Annotated in this window: 16 protein-coding genes and 1 pseudogene; 1 reads left to right on the top strand and 16 read right to left on the bottom strand. The window is 70.4% G+C overall.

Annotation, left to right across the window (positions count from 1 at the left end):
• The 8 genes and pseudogenes from G412_RS0130420 to G412_RS0130385 all read right to left on the bottom strand — a co-directional run.
• Positions 1-693, bottom strand: a pseudogene (locus G412_RS0130420) ((2Fe-2S)-binding protein); the annotation flags it as partial.
• On the bottom strand, positions 690-1,583 hold the full coding sequence (locus G412_RS0130415) for an FAD binding domain-containing protein (RefSeq protein ID WP_028815333.1): 894 nt from the start codon (positions 1,581-1,583) through the stop codon (positions 690-692). The pseudogene G412_RS0130420 and the gene G412_RS0130415, both read right to left, overlap by 4 nt.
• A 289-nt stretch (positions 1,584-1,872) precedes the next feature.
• Positions 1,873-3,552 carry a beta-N-acetylhexosaminidase gene (locus tag G412_RS0130410; protein WP_028815332.1) on the bottom strand — a complete coding sequence of 560 codons (1,680 nt, stop codon included), beginning with the start codon at positions 3,550-3,552 and terminating at the stop codon, positions 1,873-1,875.
• Positions 3,553-3,556: 4 nt separating this feature from the next.
• Positions 3,557-4,390, bottom strand: coding sequence for a carbohydrate ABC transporter permease (locus G412_RS0130405; protein WP_028815331.1), 834 nt, complete (start codon positions 4,388-4,390; stop codon positions 3,557-3,559).
• Positions 4,387-5,280, bottom strand: a complete 894-nt coding sequence (locus tag G412_RS0130400) for a carbohydrate ABC transporter permease (protein ID WP_037650396.1) — start codon at positions 5,278-5,280, stop codon at positions 4,387-4,389. Before G412_RS0130400 ends, G412_RS0130405 begins: the two co-directional genes overlap by 4 nt.
• Positions 5,281-5,285: 5 nt before the next feature.
• On the bottom strand, positions 5,286-6,599 hold the full coding sequence (locus G412_RS0130395; RefSeq protein ID WP_028815329.1) for an extracellular solute-binding protein: 1,314 nt from the start codon (positions 6,597-6,599) through the stop codon (positions 5,286-5,288).
• Between the two features lie 213 nt (positions 6,600-6,812).
• Positions 6,813-7,124 carry a DUF3039 domain-containing protein gene (locus G412_RS0130390; RefSeq protein WP_028815328.1) on the bottom strand — a complete coding sequence of 104 codons (312 nt, stop codon included), beginning with the start codon at positions 7,122-7,124 and terminating at the stop codon, positions 6,813-6,815.
• A 30-nt stretch (positions 7,125-7,154) separates the two neighbouring features.
• On the bottom strand, positions 7,155-7,715 hold the full coding sequence (locus tag G412_RS0130385; protein WP_028815327.1) for a YqgE/AlgH family protein: 561 nt from the start codon (positions 7,713-7,715) through the stop codon (positions 7,155-7,157).
• Between the two features lie 253 nt (positions 7,716-7,968).
• Here G412_RS0130385 and murA point away from each other — a divergent pair, with 253 nt between their 5' ends.
• Entirely contained in the window at positions 7,969-9,309 is a 1,341-nt protein-coding gene (gene murA / locus G412_RS0130380; protein ID WP_028815326.1) for a UDP-N-acetylglucosamine 1-carboxyvinyltransferase, read from the top strand.
• Positions 9,310-9,387: 78 nt separating this feature from the next.
• On the opposite strand, the gene G412_RS39960 is transcribed toward murA, so the two are convergent.
• From G412_RS39960 to G412_RS0130340, 8 genes are all read right to left on the bottom strand, one after another.
• A complete protein-coding gene (locus G412_RS39960; protein WP_157839207.1) occupies positions 9,388-9,549 on the bottom strand; it encodes a hypothetical protein in 162 nt (53 codons plus the stop codon).
• A 264-nt stretch (positions 9,550-9,813) separates the two neighbouring features.
• Positions 9,814-10,095 carry an HU family DNA-binding protein gene (locus G412_RS0130370; RefSeq protein WP_028815325.1) on the bottom strand — a complete coding sequence of 94 codons (282 nt, stop codon included), beginning with the start codon at positions 10,093-10,095 and terminating at the stop codon, positions 9,814-9,816.
• 336 nt (positions 10,096-10,431) lie between these two features.
• Positions 10,432-11,865: an NAD-dependent malic enzyme gene (locus tag G412_RS0130365; RefSeq protein WP_028815324.1), complete on the bottom strand. Its 1,434-nt coding sequence runs from the start codon at positions 11,863-11,865 to the stop codon at positions 10,432-10,434.
• 371 nt (positions 11,866-12,236) lie between these two features.
• A complete protein-coding gene (locus tag G412_RS0130360; protein ID WP_028815323.1) occupies positions 12,237-14,687 on the bottom strand; it encodes a HelD family protein in 2,451 nt (816 codons plus the stop codon).
• 96 nt (positions 14,688-14,783) lie between these two features.
• Positions 14,784-15,542 (bottom strand): anti-sigma factor family protein, encoded by a 759-nt coding sequence (locus tag G412_RS0130355; RefSeq protein WP_028815322.1) that lies wholly within the window; start codon positions 15,540-15,542, stop codon positions 14,784-14,786.
• Positions 15,539-16,168 carry a sigma-70 family RNA polymerase sigma factor gene (locus G412_RS0130350; protein ID WP_208857959.1) on the bottom strand — a complete coding sequence of 210 codons (630 nt, stop codon included), beginning with the start codon at positions 16,166-16,168 and terminating at the stop codon, positions 15,539-15,541. The genes G412_RS0130355 and G412_RS0130350 overlap by 4 nt, the downstream gene beginning before the upstream one ends.
• A gap of 112 nt (positions 16,169-16,280) precedes the next feature.
• Positions 16,281-16,871, bottom strand: coding sequence for a CGNR zinc finger domain-containing protein (locus G412_RS36750; protein WP_037650393.1), 591 nt, complete (start codon positions 16,869-16,871; stop codon positions 16,281-16,283).
• A gap of 80 nt (positions 16,872-16,951) precedes the next feature.
• The gene (locus G412_RS0130340) at positions 16,952-17,497 is read right to left on the bottom strand and encodes a GNAT family N-acetyltransferase (RefSeq protein WP_028815320.1); all 546 of its coding nucleotides are present in this window, start codon (positions 17,495-17,497) and stop codon (positions 16,952-16,954) included.
• Positions 17,498-17,949: the final 452 nt, after the last annotated feature.

Here is a 17,949-nt window from a genome sequence, read left to right as displayed (position 1 = left end):
TCCCGGCAGCGTTGGCTGCTGGGCGGGGGCGGGCGCGTCCTGGGCCGGGGGGTGGGCTGCCGCCGGGTGTTCAACGTCCGGGGAGGGCCCCGGCATGTCCCCTTCCGGCAGCGTTGGCTGCTGAGCGGGGGCGGGCGCGTCCTGGGCAGGGGGCTCGGGCTCGAAGTCCTGGATGAGGCCGGGGGGCTGGGTCTGTGCGGGCTCGTACGCTTGCGCCCAGGGTGCGGGGGCGCCGCCTGGCAGGGTCTGGCTCGCTTCGGACGTGTTCGCCCAGGGGGCCGCCGCGCCGCCCGGCAGGGTCGCCGGGGCGGTGCCCCAGTGGGACGCCAGGGCCGAGGTCGTGAACTCGCCCGATTCGTCCGGGAGGTCGCCGTCCGCCACCGGGATCGTCCACTGGCCGGTGAGTTCGGACGCCACGGGTGGCGTCGGCTCGGGAGCCGTCTCGAAGTTCCACTGGCCCGTGGCCCCCGCGTCGTGCGGCTGCGCGCTGTGCGGTTCCGGCCAGCGCATCTCGCCCTGCGGCGGTGCGTAATCGTGGCCGGGCGCCGCCAGCGGGTCGCCGTACGCGCCGAAGTCCGTCATGCCCTCGGGCAGGTGTACGAACGCCGTGGCCTCCGCGTCGTACTCGCCGCCCTGCGGGGTCGGCTGCCAGCGACCGGGGTTCGGCGTTCCGGGGTTCTCGTTCTCGCTCACGACAGTGCCCTCCCCAGCGCTCGTCGGGCCAGCGCGGCGACCGTGCGCCGCAGGTGCAGTACGGCGGGTGGCAGCGGCACAGCGGCTTGCGTTCCGTCCGGAGCCGGGTCCGGGATGCAGGCGGCTGCGACGTACTCGCCGAACGCCGCGCACGCGTCCGGCGCCAGCTTGCGGTCCGCGTCCCATTCGATCAGCGAGGCGATCCAGCGCTCCGCCTCCAGGGGCCGCAGCGGCATCGGCGCGATGGCACCCACCGCGCACCGCACCTCGCGCCGCGCCGGGTCGAGGACCAGGGCGACGGACGCGGTGGCGCGGCCGGGGCCGGTGCGGCCGGTGGCCTTGAAGAAGACCTGGGGGGCGTGCAGGAGGGGTACGCGCACGAAGCCGATCAGCTCGCCGGCGCCGAGCATGTCGCGGCCGGCGAGGAGGTGGGAGACGGGCGTCTCGCGGCGTGCTCCGCCGGGGCCCGCGATCACCAGCGTCGCTTCCATCGCGGCCAGCACGGGCAGGGTGTCGCCGGTGGGCGCGGCGGTGACGATGTTGCCGCCGAGCGTCCCGGCGTTACGGATCTGGGGCGGGCCGGCGGCGCGCGCGGCCGCCGCGAGGGCCGGGATGAGGGCCGCGAAGTCGGGCCGTCCCATCCGGGCGTGCGTGAGGCCGGCGCCGAGCAGCGCGTTTCCGTCCTGGTACTGCCAGCCCCTGATCTCGCTGATCCGGCCGAGCCCGACCAGGGCGGCGGGCCGCAGTTGCCCGGAGTTCACGGACGCCATCAGGTCCGTACCGCCCGCGACGGGCACGGCGGCAGGCATGGCGGTGAGCGCCGCCACGGCCTCGTCGAGCGAGGCCGGGAGCGTCACGGACTGCGCCGCCTGCGGTGCGTGCGTGGTCAACCCAGCTGCCCCTTCCCGGTGTCCCGGCTGTCCCGCCTGTTGCGCCGTACGGTACGTGCTCACAGCCCGGACGAGGCAACTCTGGCACATCTTGCGAACCGGCCGACGCGAGGGTCCACTAGGGGACCCTCGTCCCCGGCCAGGGCATTGGTCCGCTTTCGTACTTCGTGGGCGGTCAGGGCGAATTGCTGTCTTCAGCCGCTCTTGTATTACTTAAGACTTATGCCGAGCCGGGGCGTCTCCACGGTCCCAGGCCCGGCACAGTGCGGCACGCTCCTTGCTCCGAGGCTCACACGTTTGGGGGCGACCCCTCGATCGGGCGTCCGAGAGTCGCCGGACTGCCGTCGGGGGCGGGGCGCTTCTGCCACGGCAACGGGCCGCCCGGCGGCCGGTAGTCGACACCCAGCGCGTCAAGCCGTTTGTAGTGCACACGCATTCGCTCCTCGAAACCGGCGAAGTCGCGTTCGGCGGGTGCCGGCAGGTCGGCCCAGGCGACCTCGGCGAAGGCGGCCAGGCGGGGGAACGTCTGGTAGTCGACGCGGCTCTGGTTCTCCATCACCTCGGTCCAGACGTTGGCCTGGGTGCCCAGGATGTGCCGGGCTTCCTCGGGTGTGAGCTCCGGCGGTACCGGCTCGAAGCGGTAGACGTCCTCCAGCGTGCGTACGTACCCGATGGGCATCGGTTCGTCCGGGCCACCGTCCTGGCGGTAGTCCAAGTACACCTGCTGCTTGGGGCACATGACGACGTCGTGGCCCGCTCTGGCGGCGGCGATTCCGCCCGCGTAACCGCGCCAGGACGAAACGGCCGCTCCCGGCGCCAGTCCGCCTTCGAGGATTTCGTCCCAGCCGATGAGGCGGCGGCCGCGTTCGGTGAGCCAGGTGTCGAAGTGCCGGATGAACCAGGACTGGAGCTCTTCCTCGTCGGCCAGGTTGAATTCCTTGATACGGGCCTGGGCGGCCGGGGATTGCCGCCACTGGTCTTTCGGTGCCTCGTCGCCGCCGATGTGGATGAAGGATGAAGGGAAGAGGGCCAGTACTTCCTCGAAGACGCCCTCGAAGAAGCGGAGGGTGTTGTCAGTGGGGGCGAGTACGTTCTGGTTAATGCCCCAGGTGTCCCAGACGGAGAGGGGGGTGGGTGTTGTGTGGGTGAGGTCTGTGTTGCCCAGTTCCGGATACGCGGCGATGGCGGCCTGCGCGTGGCCCGGAATGTCGATCTCGGGAACGACGGTGATATGCCGCTCGGCGGCGTACGCGACGATCTCCCGGATGTCGTCCTGCGTGTAGTAACCGCCGTGCGGTGCCTCGGTCCACAGGTCCGACGCCAGGTGGCCCCATTTGGTGCGCGCCCGCCACGCGCCGGTCTCCGTCAGTTTCGGGTGGCGCTTGATCTCGATGCGCCAGCCCTGGTCGTCGGTGAGGTGGAAGTGGAAGACGTTGAGCTTGTGCGCGGCGAGCAGGTCCAGATAGCGCAGCACGCCGTCCTTGGGCATGAAGTGGCGTGACACGTCGAGCATCAGGCCGCGCCAGGCGAAGCGCGGCTTGTCCTCGATGGCCACCATCGGTACGGACCACTGGCGGGCCGGGTCGATGGGCGCCCGCCGGAAAGCTTCCGGGCCGAGCAGTTGGCGCAGGGTCTGGGCGCCCCAGAAGACGCCCGCCGCGCTTCCGCCCTCGATGAGGACGAGGTAGCCGTCGACGACGAGGCGGTAGCCCTCGGGGCCGAGTTCCTGGCCGACCTCGGGGTCGATCCGCAGTTCGACGCGGTTGCTGCCGCTGTCGCGTTCGGTGTCGTTGTCGGTGCCGTCGGGCAGGGGCAGTCCGGTGGCGGCGCCGACCGTGGCGCGCAGCCAGCGGGCCACGCCCTCGGTGCCGGGGCGGGCGAACAGGGCGGTGTCGTGGCCGAGGGGGTAGTGGCCCTGGGGCGGGGGCGCCCAGGCCGCGGCTCCGGGAGCAGGTACCAGATCGAGCATGGCGTCAGTCCTTAACCGCTCCGCCCAGACCGGAGACCAGGCGTCGCTGTACGAGTACGAAGAAGACCAGCACCGGGACGGTCATCACCGTCGACGCTGCCATGATCCCGCCCCAGTCATTCTCCTCGGGCTTGAAGAAAACCAGCAGTGCCATCGGAAGTGTCGACTGCGAGGTGTCGCTGATGATGAAGGACTTGGCGAAGAGGAAGTCGTTCCAGGTGGAGATGAAGGAGAAGACGCTGGTCGCGACCAGGCCGGGGAAGACCAGCGGGAAAAGGATCTGCCACAGGAAGCGGGTGCGGCTCGCCCCGTCGATGTACGCCGCCTCCTCCAGCGCCTCGGGAACGGCCTTCACGAAGCCGCGCAGCATCCACACCGCGAAGGGCAGCGAGAAGGCGATGTGCGGCAGGATCAGCGAGCCGAGCGTATTGAGCTGTCCGAGGTCCCTCATCAGGAAGAAGAGCGGGATCGTCAGCGCCTCGACCGGCACCATCTGGGCCACCAGGAACATGATCAGAAGTGTGGTGCGGAACGTGAAGCGGAAGCGGGTGACCGCTGTCGCCGCCAGGAATGCGATCAGCGCGGAAGCGATCACGACGATGGAGGCGACCACCAGGCTGTTGAGGAAATAGCGGCCGAATTCCTGCTGTTCGAAGACGCGCCGGAAGGAGTCGAGCGACGGTGAAAGTGTCCACGGCCTGGCCTCGGCCGACTGGATCTCGCCCGCCGGTTTGAAGGCGGAAAGCACCATCCAGTAGAGCGGGAAAGCCACGGCCAGGGCGATGAGGAGGGCCGATACCTCCGCCGCGAGGCGCCAGGGACGGCGTACGAAGGTCACAGCTCTTCTCCCTGGCGTCGCAGCAGCCGCAGGTGGACGAGGGTGACGGAGAGCAGAATCAGCAGCATGACGACGCCGATCGCCGAGCCGAGGCTGTACTGCGAGGACGCGAAGGCCTTTTGGTAGGCGTAGACGTTGAGGACGAGGTTCTGGCCGGCGATGCCGCCGCCGTTGGTCATGACGTAGATCTGGGTGAAGATCTTGAAGTCCCAGATGACCGACTGGATGGTGACGACCACCAGGATGGGCCGGAGCATCGGCGCCATGACCGACCGCCAGATCCGCCACCGTGAGGCCCCGTCGAGGGACGCCGCCTCCAGCACCTCCGCCGGGATCGCCCGGATGCCCGCGTACACGGTCACCATCACGAACGGGAAGGAACACCACACGACTTCGAGGAGTACGAGCGCGAAGGCGCTGTAGCGGCCGTACGTCCACGAGTGGTCGCCAAGGCCGAGGAGTTTGTTGACGGGGCCGAAGTCGGGGTCGAAGAGAAACACCCAGACGGTGGACCCGGTGATCGCCGGAGTGGCCCACGCGCCGAGCGCGGCCATCATGAGTGCGAGTCGCGGGACGGCCCGTATCCGTGTCAGGAGTACGGCGAGTGCGCAGCCGAGCGACAGTGTGGCGAGCACGCAGGCCGCCGCGAAGACGACGGTCGCGAGGAGCACCTGCCAGAACTGCGGGTCGCCGAAGAGCGTGGCGTAGTTCCCCAGCCCCTTGAAGGTCGTCGGCTCACCGCCGCTGACCTGCGCCTGCGTGTACTCCAGGAAGGAGATGAGGCCGAGCTGGTAGAGGGGATAGACCAGCAGGCCGGCCAGTACGACCAGGGCGGGCGCGAGGTAGAGCCACGGCGTCCAGCCGCTGCCACGCCGTGCGGTCGCGTTCATACCGCTCAACGCGCCGCGCCGAACGCGTCGTTCATCTTCTTCGCCGCGTCGCCGGAGGCCGCCGCCACGTCCTTACGTCCGCTGACGACTTCCTGGAACATCGTCGGCAGCACAAGGGAGGAGTCGATCTGCGCCCAGCCGGGGGAGGCCGGAGCCGCCTTGGCGCCCGCCGCGAGCGTCTTGATGAAGGGCTCGACGAAGGGCTGCTTCTTCGCCGCCGTCTCGCGCACGTCGGTGTACGTCGGCAGGAACCCCATCGCGTCGAAGAGTTCCTCCTGGGTCTTCTTCCCGGTCAGCTGCTTCATCAGGCCGACTGCCAGCGTGCGGTGCGAACTGCTCTTCAGTACGCCGATGTTGTTGCCGCCCGCGAACGCCGGCGCGATCTCGCCCGCCCTGACGCCGGGCAGCGGCACCACCGCGTACTTGCCCTTCACCTTGCCCGCCTCGACGGCGGCATGGCTGAAGTCCCCGCCGATGGCCATGCCCGCCCTGCCGGACGCGAAGGCGGTGACGGTGTCGTTGCCGCCCATCTCCGCGCACTTGGCAGCCGGGCAGTTGTCGGGGCCGAAGAGCGAGGTGTACGCCTTGATGCCCTTCTGGGCGGCCGGGCTGGCGATGGCGGAGGTGTACGTTCCGCCGCTCTCCTCGGCGAGTTCCCCGCCGTTGGCCCAGATGAACGGCAGCGCGCCGTACGTGTACGCGCCGCCGACCGCGAGCCCGTACATGGCCGGCTTCGCCTTGCGGATCTTCTTCGCGGTGGTGACGAGTTCGGCCTGCGAGGTGGGCGGCCTGAGTCCCAGGTCCTTGAAGACGTCGGTGCGGTAGTAGAGGGCGCGTACGCCGACGAAGAGCGGGGCGCCGTAGACCTTGCCGCCGACGGTCACCGACTGCTTGGCCGCGGGGTCGGTGTCCTTGGCTTCGGCCCAGGCCTCGAAGTCGGCGGTGACGTCTGCGAGTCCGCCGTCCTTGACGTAACCGGCGGTGTCGGTGTTGCCGTACTCGATCAGGTCGGGGGCGCTCTTCGGGTCGTTGAACGCGGCCTTGATCTTCTGGGCGCGGGTCTCGACCGGTATGTACTCGATCTCGACGTCGGCGTCCTGGTGCCGCGCGCGGAAGGCGTCGACGGCGCGGTCCACGACCTTCTGCTTGGGCTCGTTGCTGACTTCCCGGAAGAGCCAGACGCGCAGCGTGCCGCTCTTCTCGTCCTTCTTCGCGCTGTTGTCGGAGGTCTGCGGGGCGCAGCCGGTGGCGGTGAGACCGGCCAGGCCGGCCAGTACGAAGCCGGCCGTGGGCACGGCGATTCGGGCAGAGAGCTTCATCCGGACTCCTGTGAGTCTGCGTTGCAACATACGCAACGTCGGTTTCGCGCTGCACAACAGGCAGGAATCTAGATCGGCCGCCACGAGCCGACAAGAGGTCTGTACCACCTCTCCACCACCTTGTGACCGGCCGGAGCACCCTGTGCAACGCGAACGGCCCCCGCGGCGCGCCGATGCGCACCGCGGGGGCCGGCCCCGTACTACCGCTTACCGCTACTTCTTGCCGCTGCTGTCCTTGCCGCCCTTGCCACCCTTGTCCTTGTCGCCACCCGCGCCGAGAGACTCGAAGATCTCCTTGCACATGGGGCAGACCGGATACTTCTTCGGGTCGCGGCCCGGAACCCAGACCTTGCCGCAGAGCGCGACGACGGGCGTACCGTCGAGGGCGCTCGCCATGATCTTGTCCTTCTGGACGTAATGGGCGTACCGCTCGTGGTCTCCGTCGCCGCGCGAGGTCTGCGGCGTCGGCTCGACGAGGGTCCCCGTACCTGCCCCGCGCTCGGGCTCGGGCTCAAGAGTGCTCATGGCGTCCAAGGGTACCCACCCCCGGACCGTTCAGTTGAGGCTCGGATCGTCCGGATACGTGGCGATCATCGCGAGTTTGCTGCGCTGCCTGCGCAGTACGGCCCGCCACAGGCTCTCCGGCTCCGGGGACGACACGTCGCCGGGCTCCGACTCCACGACGTACCAGGCGCCGGTCTTGAGTTCCTCCTCCAGCTGGCCGGGGCCCCACCCCGAGTACCCGGCGAAGATCCGCAGCGAGCCGAGCGCGGCCGCGAGGAGTTCCGGCGGGGCCTCCAGGTCGACGAGGCCGATCGCGCCGTACACGCGCCGCCAGCCCAGGGGGCCCTCGTCGCCGGGGATCACCGCGACGCCGAGCGCGGAGTCGAGCGAGACGGGGCCGCCCTGGAAGACGACGCCCGGATCGCCCGCGAGGCCCGCCCAGGGCAGCAGGATGTCGCCGACACCCACGGGCGTCGGGCGGTTGAGGACGACGCCGAGCGAGCCCTCCTCGTCGTGGTCGATGAGGAGCACCACCGCGCGGTCGAAATTCGGGTCCGCGAGGGCCGGGCTGGCCACCAGCAGCCGTCCTGTGAGCGAGGACACCTCCGTCATGCCAGACATGATCCCGCACATTCGCCCTCCTGGGGGAGCGGACGGCTCAGTGCAAGGCCGCGCAGCTCAGGGCGCACTGCGGCAACGGGAGCGCGCACCCCCGGAACGTCACACTCCGCAGAGGCTGCTGTGCGGAGCGTGTTGTGTCTGATTCATGACATACGCGAAGCCCGCTTGGCCTTATGGCACAGGGGTAGTCGCCCCTTACTCTTTTCTCTGGCCACCTGTCCGACCACTCCGGAACGCGAGATCCATGACCGGCACTGAAGATGTACTGCTCGTCCACGGCGGCACCCCGCTCGAGGGCGAGATCCGCGTCCGCGGCGCGAAGAACCTGGTGCCGAAGGCGATGGTCGCCGCGCTCCTCGGCAGCGGACCGAGCCGACTGCGCAACGTGCCCGACATCCGTGACGTGCGCGTCGTACGCGGACTGCTCCAGCTGCACGGCGTGACGGTGCGCCCCGGCGAGGAGCCGGGCGAGCTGATCCTCGACCCGTCCCACGTCGAGTCCGCCAACGTCGCCGACATCGACGCGCACGCCGGCTCCTCGCGCATCCCGATCCTGTTCTGCGGCCCGCTGCTGCACCGGCTCGGCCACGCCTTCATTCCGGGCCTGGGCGGCTGCGACATCGGCGGCCGGCCGATCGACTTCCACTTCGAGGTGCTGCGGCAGTTCGGCGCGACGATCGAGAAGCGCGCGGACGGCCAGTACCTGGAGGCCCCGCAGCGGCTGCGCGGCTGCAAGATCCGGCTGCCGTACCCGTCGGTCGGCTCGACGGAGCAGGTGCTCCTGACGGCCGTACTGGCCGAGGGCGTCACCGAGCTGTCGAACGCGGCCGTGGAGCCGGAGATCGAGGACCTCATCTGCGTACTGCAGAAGATGGGCGCGATCATCTCCATGGACACCGACCGGACCATCCGGATCACCGGTGTCGACTCGCTCGGCGGCTACAACCACCGCGCGCTCCCGGACCGCCTGGAGGCGGCCTCCTGGGCGTCGGCGGCGCTCGCCACCGAGGGCAACATCTACGTGCGCGGCGCCCAGCAGCGCTCGATGATGACCTTCCTGAACACCTACCGCCGGGTCGGCGGCGCCTTCGAGATCGACGACGAGGGCATCCGCTTCTGGCACCCGGGCGGCCCGCTCAACGCGATCGCCCTGGAGACCGACGTACACCCCGGTTTCCAGACCGACTGGCAGCAGCCGCTGGTCGTCGCCCTGACGCAGGCGTCCGGCCTGTCCATCGTCCACGAGACGGTGTACGAGTCGCGCCTGGGCTTCACCTCCGCGCTGAACCAGATGGGCGCGCACATCCAGCTCTACCGCGAGTGCCTCGGCGGCTCCGACTGCCGCTTCGGCCAGCGCAACTTCCTGCACTCGGCGGTCGTCAGCGGCCCGACGAAGCTCCAGGGCGCGGATCTGGTCATCCCCGACCTGCGCGGCGGCTTCTCGTACCTGATCGCGGCCCTCGCGGCCCAGGGCACGTCCCGTGTCCACGGCATCGACCTGATCAACCGCGGCTACGAGAACTTCATGGAGAAGCTCGTGGAGCTCGGCGCGAAAGTCGAGCTGCCGGGCGGCGCGCTCGTCTGACGTATCGATACGCCGAAGGGGCGGCCGTCCGGATCACCGGGTGGCCGCCCCTTTCGCTGTGCCCGTTCCTCGGGGGGATCAGTCCTCTTCCGCGGACACCGAGGCGCTCTTCGACGCCTGGCCGTCGGCGCCGGCCGAGGACGGCGCCGTTCCGATGCTGGCGGCGAGCGTCGCCGTCAGGAGCGCCGCGCCCACCAGGAGGAGGGAACGGCTCGGCCGGGCCGGGTTTGCTTCGCGCACGGGTCTGCTCCAGGGTCGCTGATTCGGCGAAGGCGCGCCTTACCAGTTTCCCGGCGTGCAAACCTGTGAATCCCGTCCGTCTTTTACGGAGGCCGGAGGAGGCCGTGAGCGGCCTTCTGCGGGGGTACGGCGAGGAACCCGGCCCCCTGGGGCCCGCGGGCCCGTCGCGGGCCTCCACCGGCGGTACACGTGCGTGAGTACGCCGAAGGGGGCGGCCACCCGGCGTATTCCGGATGACCGCCCCCTTCGGGTCTGCCCTGGGTGTTACTTGCCCTTGGCGGCTTCCTTGAGCTTGGAGCCCGCGGAGACCTTCACGCTGTAGCCGGCCGGGATCTGGATCGGGTCGCCGGTCTGCGGGTTACGAGCGGTGCGAGCGGCACGGTGGGTGCGCTCGAAGGTCAGGAAGCCGGGGATGGTGACCTTCTCGTCGCCCTTGGCGACGATCTCGCCGACGGTCTCGGCGAGAGCGGCCAGCACGGCGTCGGCGTCCTTGCGGGTCACGTCGGCGCGGTCGGCCAGCGCGGCCACCAGCTCACTGCGGTTCATGTTGTTACTCCCGTGTTCTTCTTGCCTGTAAGGCGTGAGATCGAAGCCGATGCTGCCAGGGCCCTCGGACAGTCCCCGGACCCGGGTCTGTCGTCAGACCCTCGCGCCCAAATACGCATCCTGCCCCCACCAGCGGCGGGAAAGCCAATCCGGCACCCTCCGGAGTCACACGAAAAGCGCCACAGCCTCGACTTGGTGACGCTCCGTCCGCTGCCGGAAGCGGACCGCAGGGCTCTGCAGGGGTCCTGCGGGCTCATTGCCCGCCACCCTAGAGGGGGCCGTGAGGCCCTGCGACCCGCGACGCGCCGGGTGATCCGCCGAGACGGCCGGGAAACGTCAGGCGGACGTGGAACCGGTCACAGCGGATCCCACCGACTTGGCCGCCGTACGGACGGCGCCGGCCACCGCGCCCGCCACCTTGTCGTTGAAGACCGACGGGATGATGTAGTTCGCGTTGAGCTCGTCCTCGGTGACGACGTCCGCGAGGGCGGCCGCGGCGGCGAGCATCATCTCCGTGTTGACGGTACGGGAGTGGGCGTCCAGGAGGCCGCGGAAGACGCCCGGAAAGACCAGCACGTTGTTGATCTGGTTCGGGAAGTCGGAGCGGCCCGTGGCCACAACGGCGGCCGTCTGGCGGGCGATCGCGGGCTCGACCTCGGGGTCCGGGTTCGCGAGCGCGAACACGATCGCGCCGTCCGCCATGGCCGCGACGTCGTCGCCGTTCAGGACGTTGGGGGCCGAGACGCCGATGAAGACGTCCGCGTCGACCACGGCCTCCTTGAGGGTGCCGGTGACGCCCTCCGGGTTGGTGTTGTCGGCGATCCAGCGCAGCGGCGATTCGGGGGCCGCGTCGACGAGGTCCTCGCGGTGCGCGTGCACCACGCCGTGGATGTCGGCGACGACCGCGTGCTTGACGCCCGCCGCGATCAGGAGCTTGAGGATGGCCGTACCGGCCGCGCCCGCGCCGGACATGACGACCCGTACGTCACCGATCGACTTGCCGACCACGCGCAGCGCGTTGGTGAGTGAGGCGAGCACCACAATCGCCGTGCCGTGCTGGTCGTCGTGGAAGACGGGGATGTCGAGGGCCTCGCGCAGGCGGGCCTCGATCTCGAAGCAGCGGGGCGCGGAGATGTCTTCGAGGTTGATGCCCGCGAAGCCGGGAGCGATCGCCTTGACGATCTCGACAATGGCGTCGGTGTCCTGGGTGTCCAGGCAGATCGGCCACGCGTCGATGCCGGCGAAGCGCTTGAAGAGGGCCGCCTTGCCCTCCATGACGGGCAGCGCGGCCATCGGGCCGATGTTGCCCAGGCCGAGCACCGCGGAGCCGTCCGTCACCACGGCGACGGAGTTGCGCTTGATGGTGAGGCGGCGGGCGTCCTCGGGGTTCTCGGCGATGGCCATGCACACGCGGGCGACACCCGGCGTGTAGATCATGGAGAGGTCGTCACGGTTGCGGATGGGGTGCTTGGACGCCATCTCGATCTTGCCGCCGAGGTGCATCAGGAACGTACGGTCGGAGACCTTGCCCAGGGTCACGCCCTCGATGCCGCGCAGGCCCTCGACGATCTCGTCGGCGTGCGCGGTCGAGCTCGCCGCGATGGTGACGTCGATGCGAAGCTTCTCGTGGCCGGAGGCGGTCACGTCGAGGCCGGTCACCGACCCGCCGTGGGACTCGACGGCCGTGGTGAGCTGGCTGACCGCGGTCCCGCTCGCGGGGACCTCCAGCCGGACCGTCATCGAGTACGAGACGCTGGGCGCCGTTGCCATGGCCGACTTCCTCTGCTTTCACTGGCTTCATTGCTACGCGGCCGTGGCTGTTGCCCGGCGACGCCTTCCGATGGTCGCACCTACCTGTGGGTAGCAGGTAATGCGGTCATTTAGTTTTCGGAAAGTGTTTTCCACCATACGAGAACCGCAGGTGAAACAGAAGAGGCCCGCGGTACCCGAGGGTTCCGCGGACCTCTTCTTTGTATGTACGTACTAGGTCTGGGTGGCACCGGCCCGCCATGCTCGCCTCGCGGCAAGTGGTCGCTCGAAGCGACGAAGGTTGGGCCCGGGGGCTTGGATCGAGCCGGTGCCACCACCAGGCTAACAAACCACTCCGGTAAGTGACTCCCCGATCGCGGGTTGACCGGGGTTCAGGCGCTGTGTCCGCCCCTCAGCAGCGCCGGGACCCCGTCCGCGCCGGGCTTGTCGCGCTCCCCCGACACGACCGTGAGCTGCTGCGTCGCGCGCGTCAGCGCCACGTACAGCACCCGCAGGCCGGCCGGGGACTCCTCCGCGATCTCGGCCGGCGATACGACGACTGTCGCGTCGTACTCCAGCCCCTTCGCCTCCAGACTCCCGAGCGCCACGACCCGCTCGCCGAGCGGCGCGAGCCACTTGCGCGCCTGCGCGCGCCGGTGCATCGCGACCACTACGCCGACCGTGCCGTCCACGCGGTCCAGGAGGCGCTGCGCCTCCTCGCGGGTGGTCCGGGCGAGGGCAGCGCCGTCGCTGTCCCGTACGACGCCGCTGTGCTCATGGTTCGTGGTCACAAAACGCGGCTCCACGCCCGTGGAGCGGACCGCCGCGGGCGACTCCATGCCGGGCATCGCGAGGGCCAGGACCTTCGCCGCCAGGGCGGCGATCTCCGCCGGGTTGCGGTAGTTCACGGTCAGCGTGAAACGGCGGCGCGGGCGGGCGCCGAGTGCCTCGTCGCGGGCCGCCGCCGCCTCGTCCGGGTCCGTCCACGAGGACTGCGCCGCGTCGCCCACGATCGTCCAGGTGGCGTGCCGGCCGCGGCGGCCGACCATCCGCCACTGCATGGGCGTGAGGTCCTGCGCCTCGTCGACGATCACGTGCGCGTACTCGGTGCGCTCCTGCGCCAGCCGCTCGGCCCGCTCCCACTGCGTCTCCTCGCGCTGCGGCATCAGCTCCTCCAGGCCGCTGAGCTGGTCGAGCGGGTCGTACTCGCGCTTCTTCCTGGGGCGGGCCGGGGTGCCGAGCAGCGTGCTGAGCTCGTCGAGGAGCGCCACGTCGTGCACGGACAGGGGGCCGTTGCCGTCCGCGTCCAGGCGGCGCAGGGAGCGCGCGAGCTGGCGGGTCTCGCGCGGGTTCAGTACCCGGCGGGCCCAGCGGCCGAGCCGCTTCTCGTCGGCCATGGCGGCGAGCACGCGGCGCGGGGTGAGCTCGGGCCACCAGGCGTCGAGGAACTCGATGAACTCGTTCTCCGTCGAGATGTCCTCGTCGAAGCCGGAGCGGAGCTCCGCGATCAGCTCCTGGTCCGTGTACCTGCCCCGGCCGCTGGATCTGGACCACAGCGCGTCCAGGAGCAGCTTGCGGGCGCGCGGGCGCAGCAGGTTGACGGGGGCGGTGCCGCTGAGCACGTTGTGGCGGATGCGGTGCAGCTCGTCGGCGTCCAGTTCCACGCGCTGGCCGAAGGCGACCACGCGCAGGCGGGTGGGGGTCCGGGGCTCCTCCGGTTCCTGCCCCTCCTCGCCGAAGGCGAGCTGGCCGTCCTCGGCGGGGGCCGGCGGCGCGGGCGGCGCGTCCAGGGCGCCGCGCGCCGCGTTGCGCAGCACCTTGAGCATGCGCGAGGAGCCCTTGATGCGGGAGATGTTCGGTTCGTCGTACGTCGACGCCTCCGCGCCGTCGACCAGCGAGCCCACCGCGCGGATCGCGACCTGGCCCTCCTCACCGAGCGAGGGCAGCACGCCCTCGGTGTACGCGACGAGCAGCGGAGTCGGGGACACGATGAGGATGCCGCCCGCGTACTTGCGCCGGTTCTGGTACAGCAGGTACGCGGCGCGGTGCAGGGCCACGGCGGTCTTGCCGGTGCCGGGGCCGCCGGAGACCTCCGTGACGGAGGCGGCGGGGGCGCGGATGACCATGTCCTGCTCGGCCTGGATGGACGACACGATGTCGCGCATGGTGTGGCTGCGGGCCTGGCCGAGGGCGGCCATGAGCGCCCCGTCGCCGATGACGGGGAGTGCCTCGCCGTTCAGGGTGGCGGTCAGCTCCGGGCGCATCAGGTCGTCCTCGACGCCGAGCACCTTGCGACCCTTGGAGCGGATGACCCGGCGGCGTACGACGCGGCCCGGCTCCTTGGGCGTGGAGCGGTAGAACGGCGCCGCGGCCGGGGCGCGCCAGTCGATGACCAGCGGGCTGTAGTCCGAGTCGAGTACGCCGATGCGTCCGATGTGCAGCGTCTCCGCGATGTCCGCGGTGAGGTCGGGGCGTACGGCGTCCTCGGCCGGCTCCACCGAGGTGAACGCGCCGTCCGGGCCCTTCTCGCCGTCCTTGCCCCGGAGCAGGTCGATGCGTCCGAAGAGGAAGTCCTCGAATTCGTTGTTGAGCCGGTTGAGGTGAATTCCGGCGCGGAAAACCTGCGCGTCCCGCTCGGCGAGCGCGCCCGGCGTACCGACCTGGCCACGTTTCGCGGCGTCGTTCATGAGGAATTCCGCCTCGTGGATCTTCTCCTCCAGACGGCGGTACACCTGATCCAGATGATCCTGTTCCACACCGATTTCGCGGGTCCGTGCCGACTCCTGCGAGGAGGAGTCGGCAGCGGAATTCACGGAATCGACAGCGGCATCCTGCGCGGCCACCGAGGCCCCCTTCTGACGTGCTGCGGGCAGCCGTCAACCGTACGCGACGGGGGGCCGCGACCGCACCTGTCAGGAGCGGGTAATTGTGCGGATCTGTCAGGCTTCGACCTCGACCAGGCGCTTTCCGTCGAAGGTCCGGACCTCGAAGTGGTCGATTTCGCTGCGGTTCATCGCCGCCCCGCCGTGGACGTACAGCGGGTTCTTCGCCATCTTGTGCGTGCTGTCCGGGATGCCGTATCCCCAGGTGGGGACCGCCCAGGTCGTCACCGTCTCTTCTCTGCCGTCCTTCGAGACCGCGATCAGGCTGCATTTCAGCGGGCCCCGGACATTCTTGAGCTCCAGAACGGTGTGGGTGCCCCACGCCTTCTTTTCCATGCCGACCGTCGCGCTGACCTTCGTGGCGGCGTCGGTCGCGACGATCTTCTCCTCCATGTGGTTGAAGAAGGCGTCCTCGGCGGGACTCGTGGGGTGGGCTTCCCCGGCGATGTTCCGGTCCGGATCGTTGTTGCCCGAGGTGGCCACCACGGCGATCGTCGGACCGCCGACCACCAGCACCGCGGCGGCGGCGACCAGGTAGAACCCGCGGCGGCGGCGCTGCGCGCGGCCCGCGGCGACCTCGTCGGTGAGACGGGTGAGGAGCTGGGGGCTCGGCTCGGTCAGCCGCGGGGGCGGGCCCGGGGCCTCGGCCAGGGCCGCCATCAGCGGCTCCATGCCCGCGAAGTCGTCGAGCTGGGCGGCGCAGTACTCGCAATACGCCAGGTGGGCCTCGAAGGCGGTGGCATCCGCGTCGTCCAGGATGCCGAGCACGTAGGCGCCGACGGCGTCATGCTCGGAGTGCCGGTCGTACGTCGTCATGCCGTCACCCCTCGTTCCTCCAGCGCGAGCTTCATGGAGCGCAGTGCGTAGAAGACCCGGGACCTGACGGTCCCGCTGGGTATGCCGAGCACTTCGGCCGCCTCGTTGACCGTACGCCCTCTGAAATACGTCTCGACAAGTGCTTCCCGGTGAGCGGGAGTCAAATCATCGAGCGCGTCGGAGAGCGTCATCAGCCACAGCGCCTTGTCGATCTCGTCCTCCGCGGGCATGACCTCCAGCGGTGACGGATCGACCTCCTGCGGCCGGGACTGCCGGCTGCGATGGTTGTCGATGACGATGCGTCGTGCGACCGTCACCAGCCAGGGGCGGACGGAACCGGTCGCCCGGTTGAGCTGACCGGCGTTCTTCCAGGCACGGATGAGCGTCTCCTGTACGACGTCCTCTGCCCGCTGGCGGTCACCGGCGACGAGGCGGAGTACGTAGGCGAGCAGCGGTCCGGCGTGTTCGCGGTAGAGCGCGCGCATCAACTCCTCGTCCGGCGTCGGTTTTTCGGCGCGCGGACGCTCGCTTCGATGTCGAGCCCTGTGCTGACGGCTATCGGCCACGGCCGCATCCTCGCGCACCCGAACCTCCCGGTCGAGACCCTGTGTGGCTCCCTCCACCATCACTACGCAGGGGTTCGGCGATCGACTCAACGCGATCCGGAAAACTTTTGGGGGGCGGGGTGCGGGGGGGGCGGGCTTAGGTGTGGGCTGAGGTGCGGGATGTGGCGCGGGCTCAGGTACGGGAGGCGGCTGTCGCGCGGCGGCGGTGGCGGGCCACCCGTTCCCGGTTGCCGCACACCTCGCTGGAGCACCAGCGCCTGCGGCGGCCCCTGGACGTATCGAGGTACAGGCGGCGGCAGTTGTCGCCCTCGCACTGGCGCAGCAGGGCGCGGGCGGCGGGGTCGGTCAGCAGGTCCACCGTGTCGCGGGCGACGGCGGCGAGCAGCGGTACGCACTCGGGGGCGCCGCTGAGGGTCCTGATCCAGGCGCCGTCCCTGGTGCGTACGGCTCTGACGCCGGGGGGTGCGGTGGCGGCAAGCGCGTTGATGTGGTGGAGGGCGTGGGGGGCGGGGCGGCCGGCGAGCGCGGCGTGGGCCAACTCCGCTACGTGCTGGCGCACTTCGGTGAATTGGCGGACCCACTCGTCGTCCACGGCGTCCAGTGCCGCCTCGCCGGGGACGAGCTTGGCGCCAACGAGCCACTCCCGGAGGTGTACGGGGTGGCATAGCTGGTCGGTGCTGTGCGCTCCTGTCGCCACCAGGTCCAGACAGACCCGTCCGGAATCGAACCGCAACGCGCACGAGCCTGTGCTGCCCGCTGCCATGTGTCTGTCACCGCCTCGGGGTTACCGGTGGGTGTCGTCCCACCCAGAGTGCCCGGCGACGGGGGCCGCCGGAACCCCTCCTACCGGTGCAGGATGCGCTGGAAGAGCTTGTGGTCGCGCCATGCGCCGTTGATGTGGAGGTAGTCCGGGGCGATACCGATCTCCTCGAATCCCGTCTTGAGCAGGACGCGTTGGGACGCGGCGTTGTCGAGGACGGTGCCGGCTTCGACGCGGTGCAGGCGGAGGTCGTCGCGGGCGGCGCGGCAGACCTCGGTCACGGCGGCGGTGGCGAGGCCGCGGCCGGTGCGGGTTACGTCGATCCAGTAGCCGAGGTTCGCGCTGCGGAAGGGGCCCAGGACGATGTTGGAGAGGGTGAATCCGCCGATGACGGTCTCGCCCTCCGCCAGGACCCAGGGCACGGCGCGCCCGGCCGCGAGTTCCGCGAGGCGGGCGGCAAGCCGGTCGGCCTGCCCCTCGGGCGTGAAGAAGGAGTCGGGACGGTCCGGCTCCCAGGGGCGCATGTACTCACGGCTGCGAGCCAGGGCTTCGGCGAGCGGTCGGGCGTCGTCGGGGGTCGCGGGGCGAAGCGTGACGCCGTCTGCGATGGTCCGGGGGGCAGGGATCATCCCCGTACGTTAAAGGCCGGGGGGCGGGGCTTCGGGGCGGTCCGGTGTGCGTCGCTTCTGGGGGTCGCGTGCGCGGGGGCTGCGGGGCCGGTGCCGCGCCGGGGCGTCTCCTCGGGCGTCGAACGTTCGGGTACTGCGTCGGTTCGTTGGCGGTGGTTGCGTTCAACGCCCTGCGGGGAGCGCCCCGACACGTCCCCGCCCGGCACCGCGGCATGCGAGGCGGGACCGGAGGCACCCTGAGGAAGGCTGACGGCCCCCCAGCCGCATCCAGCCCCTCCCACCCCGGCCACCCCCAGCCCCTCCGGCGCTTGAGGAGCGGGGCCTGGGGCCGAGCCCCACCAACACCCCCGGCCACATCCAGCCCCTCCGGCGTTTGAGGAGCGGGGTCCGGGGCGGAGCCCCAGCAACACCCCCCGCCACACCCAGCCCCTCCGGCGTTTGAGGAGCGGGGT

The organism is Streptomyces flavidovirens DSM 40150 (genome assembly GCF_000429085.1).
Lineage (GTDB): Bacteria > Actinomycetota > Actinomycetes > Streptomycetales > Streptomycetaceae > Streptomyces > Streptomyces flavidovirens.
This window is presented reverse-complemented; position numbering and strand designations above follow the sequence as displayed.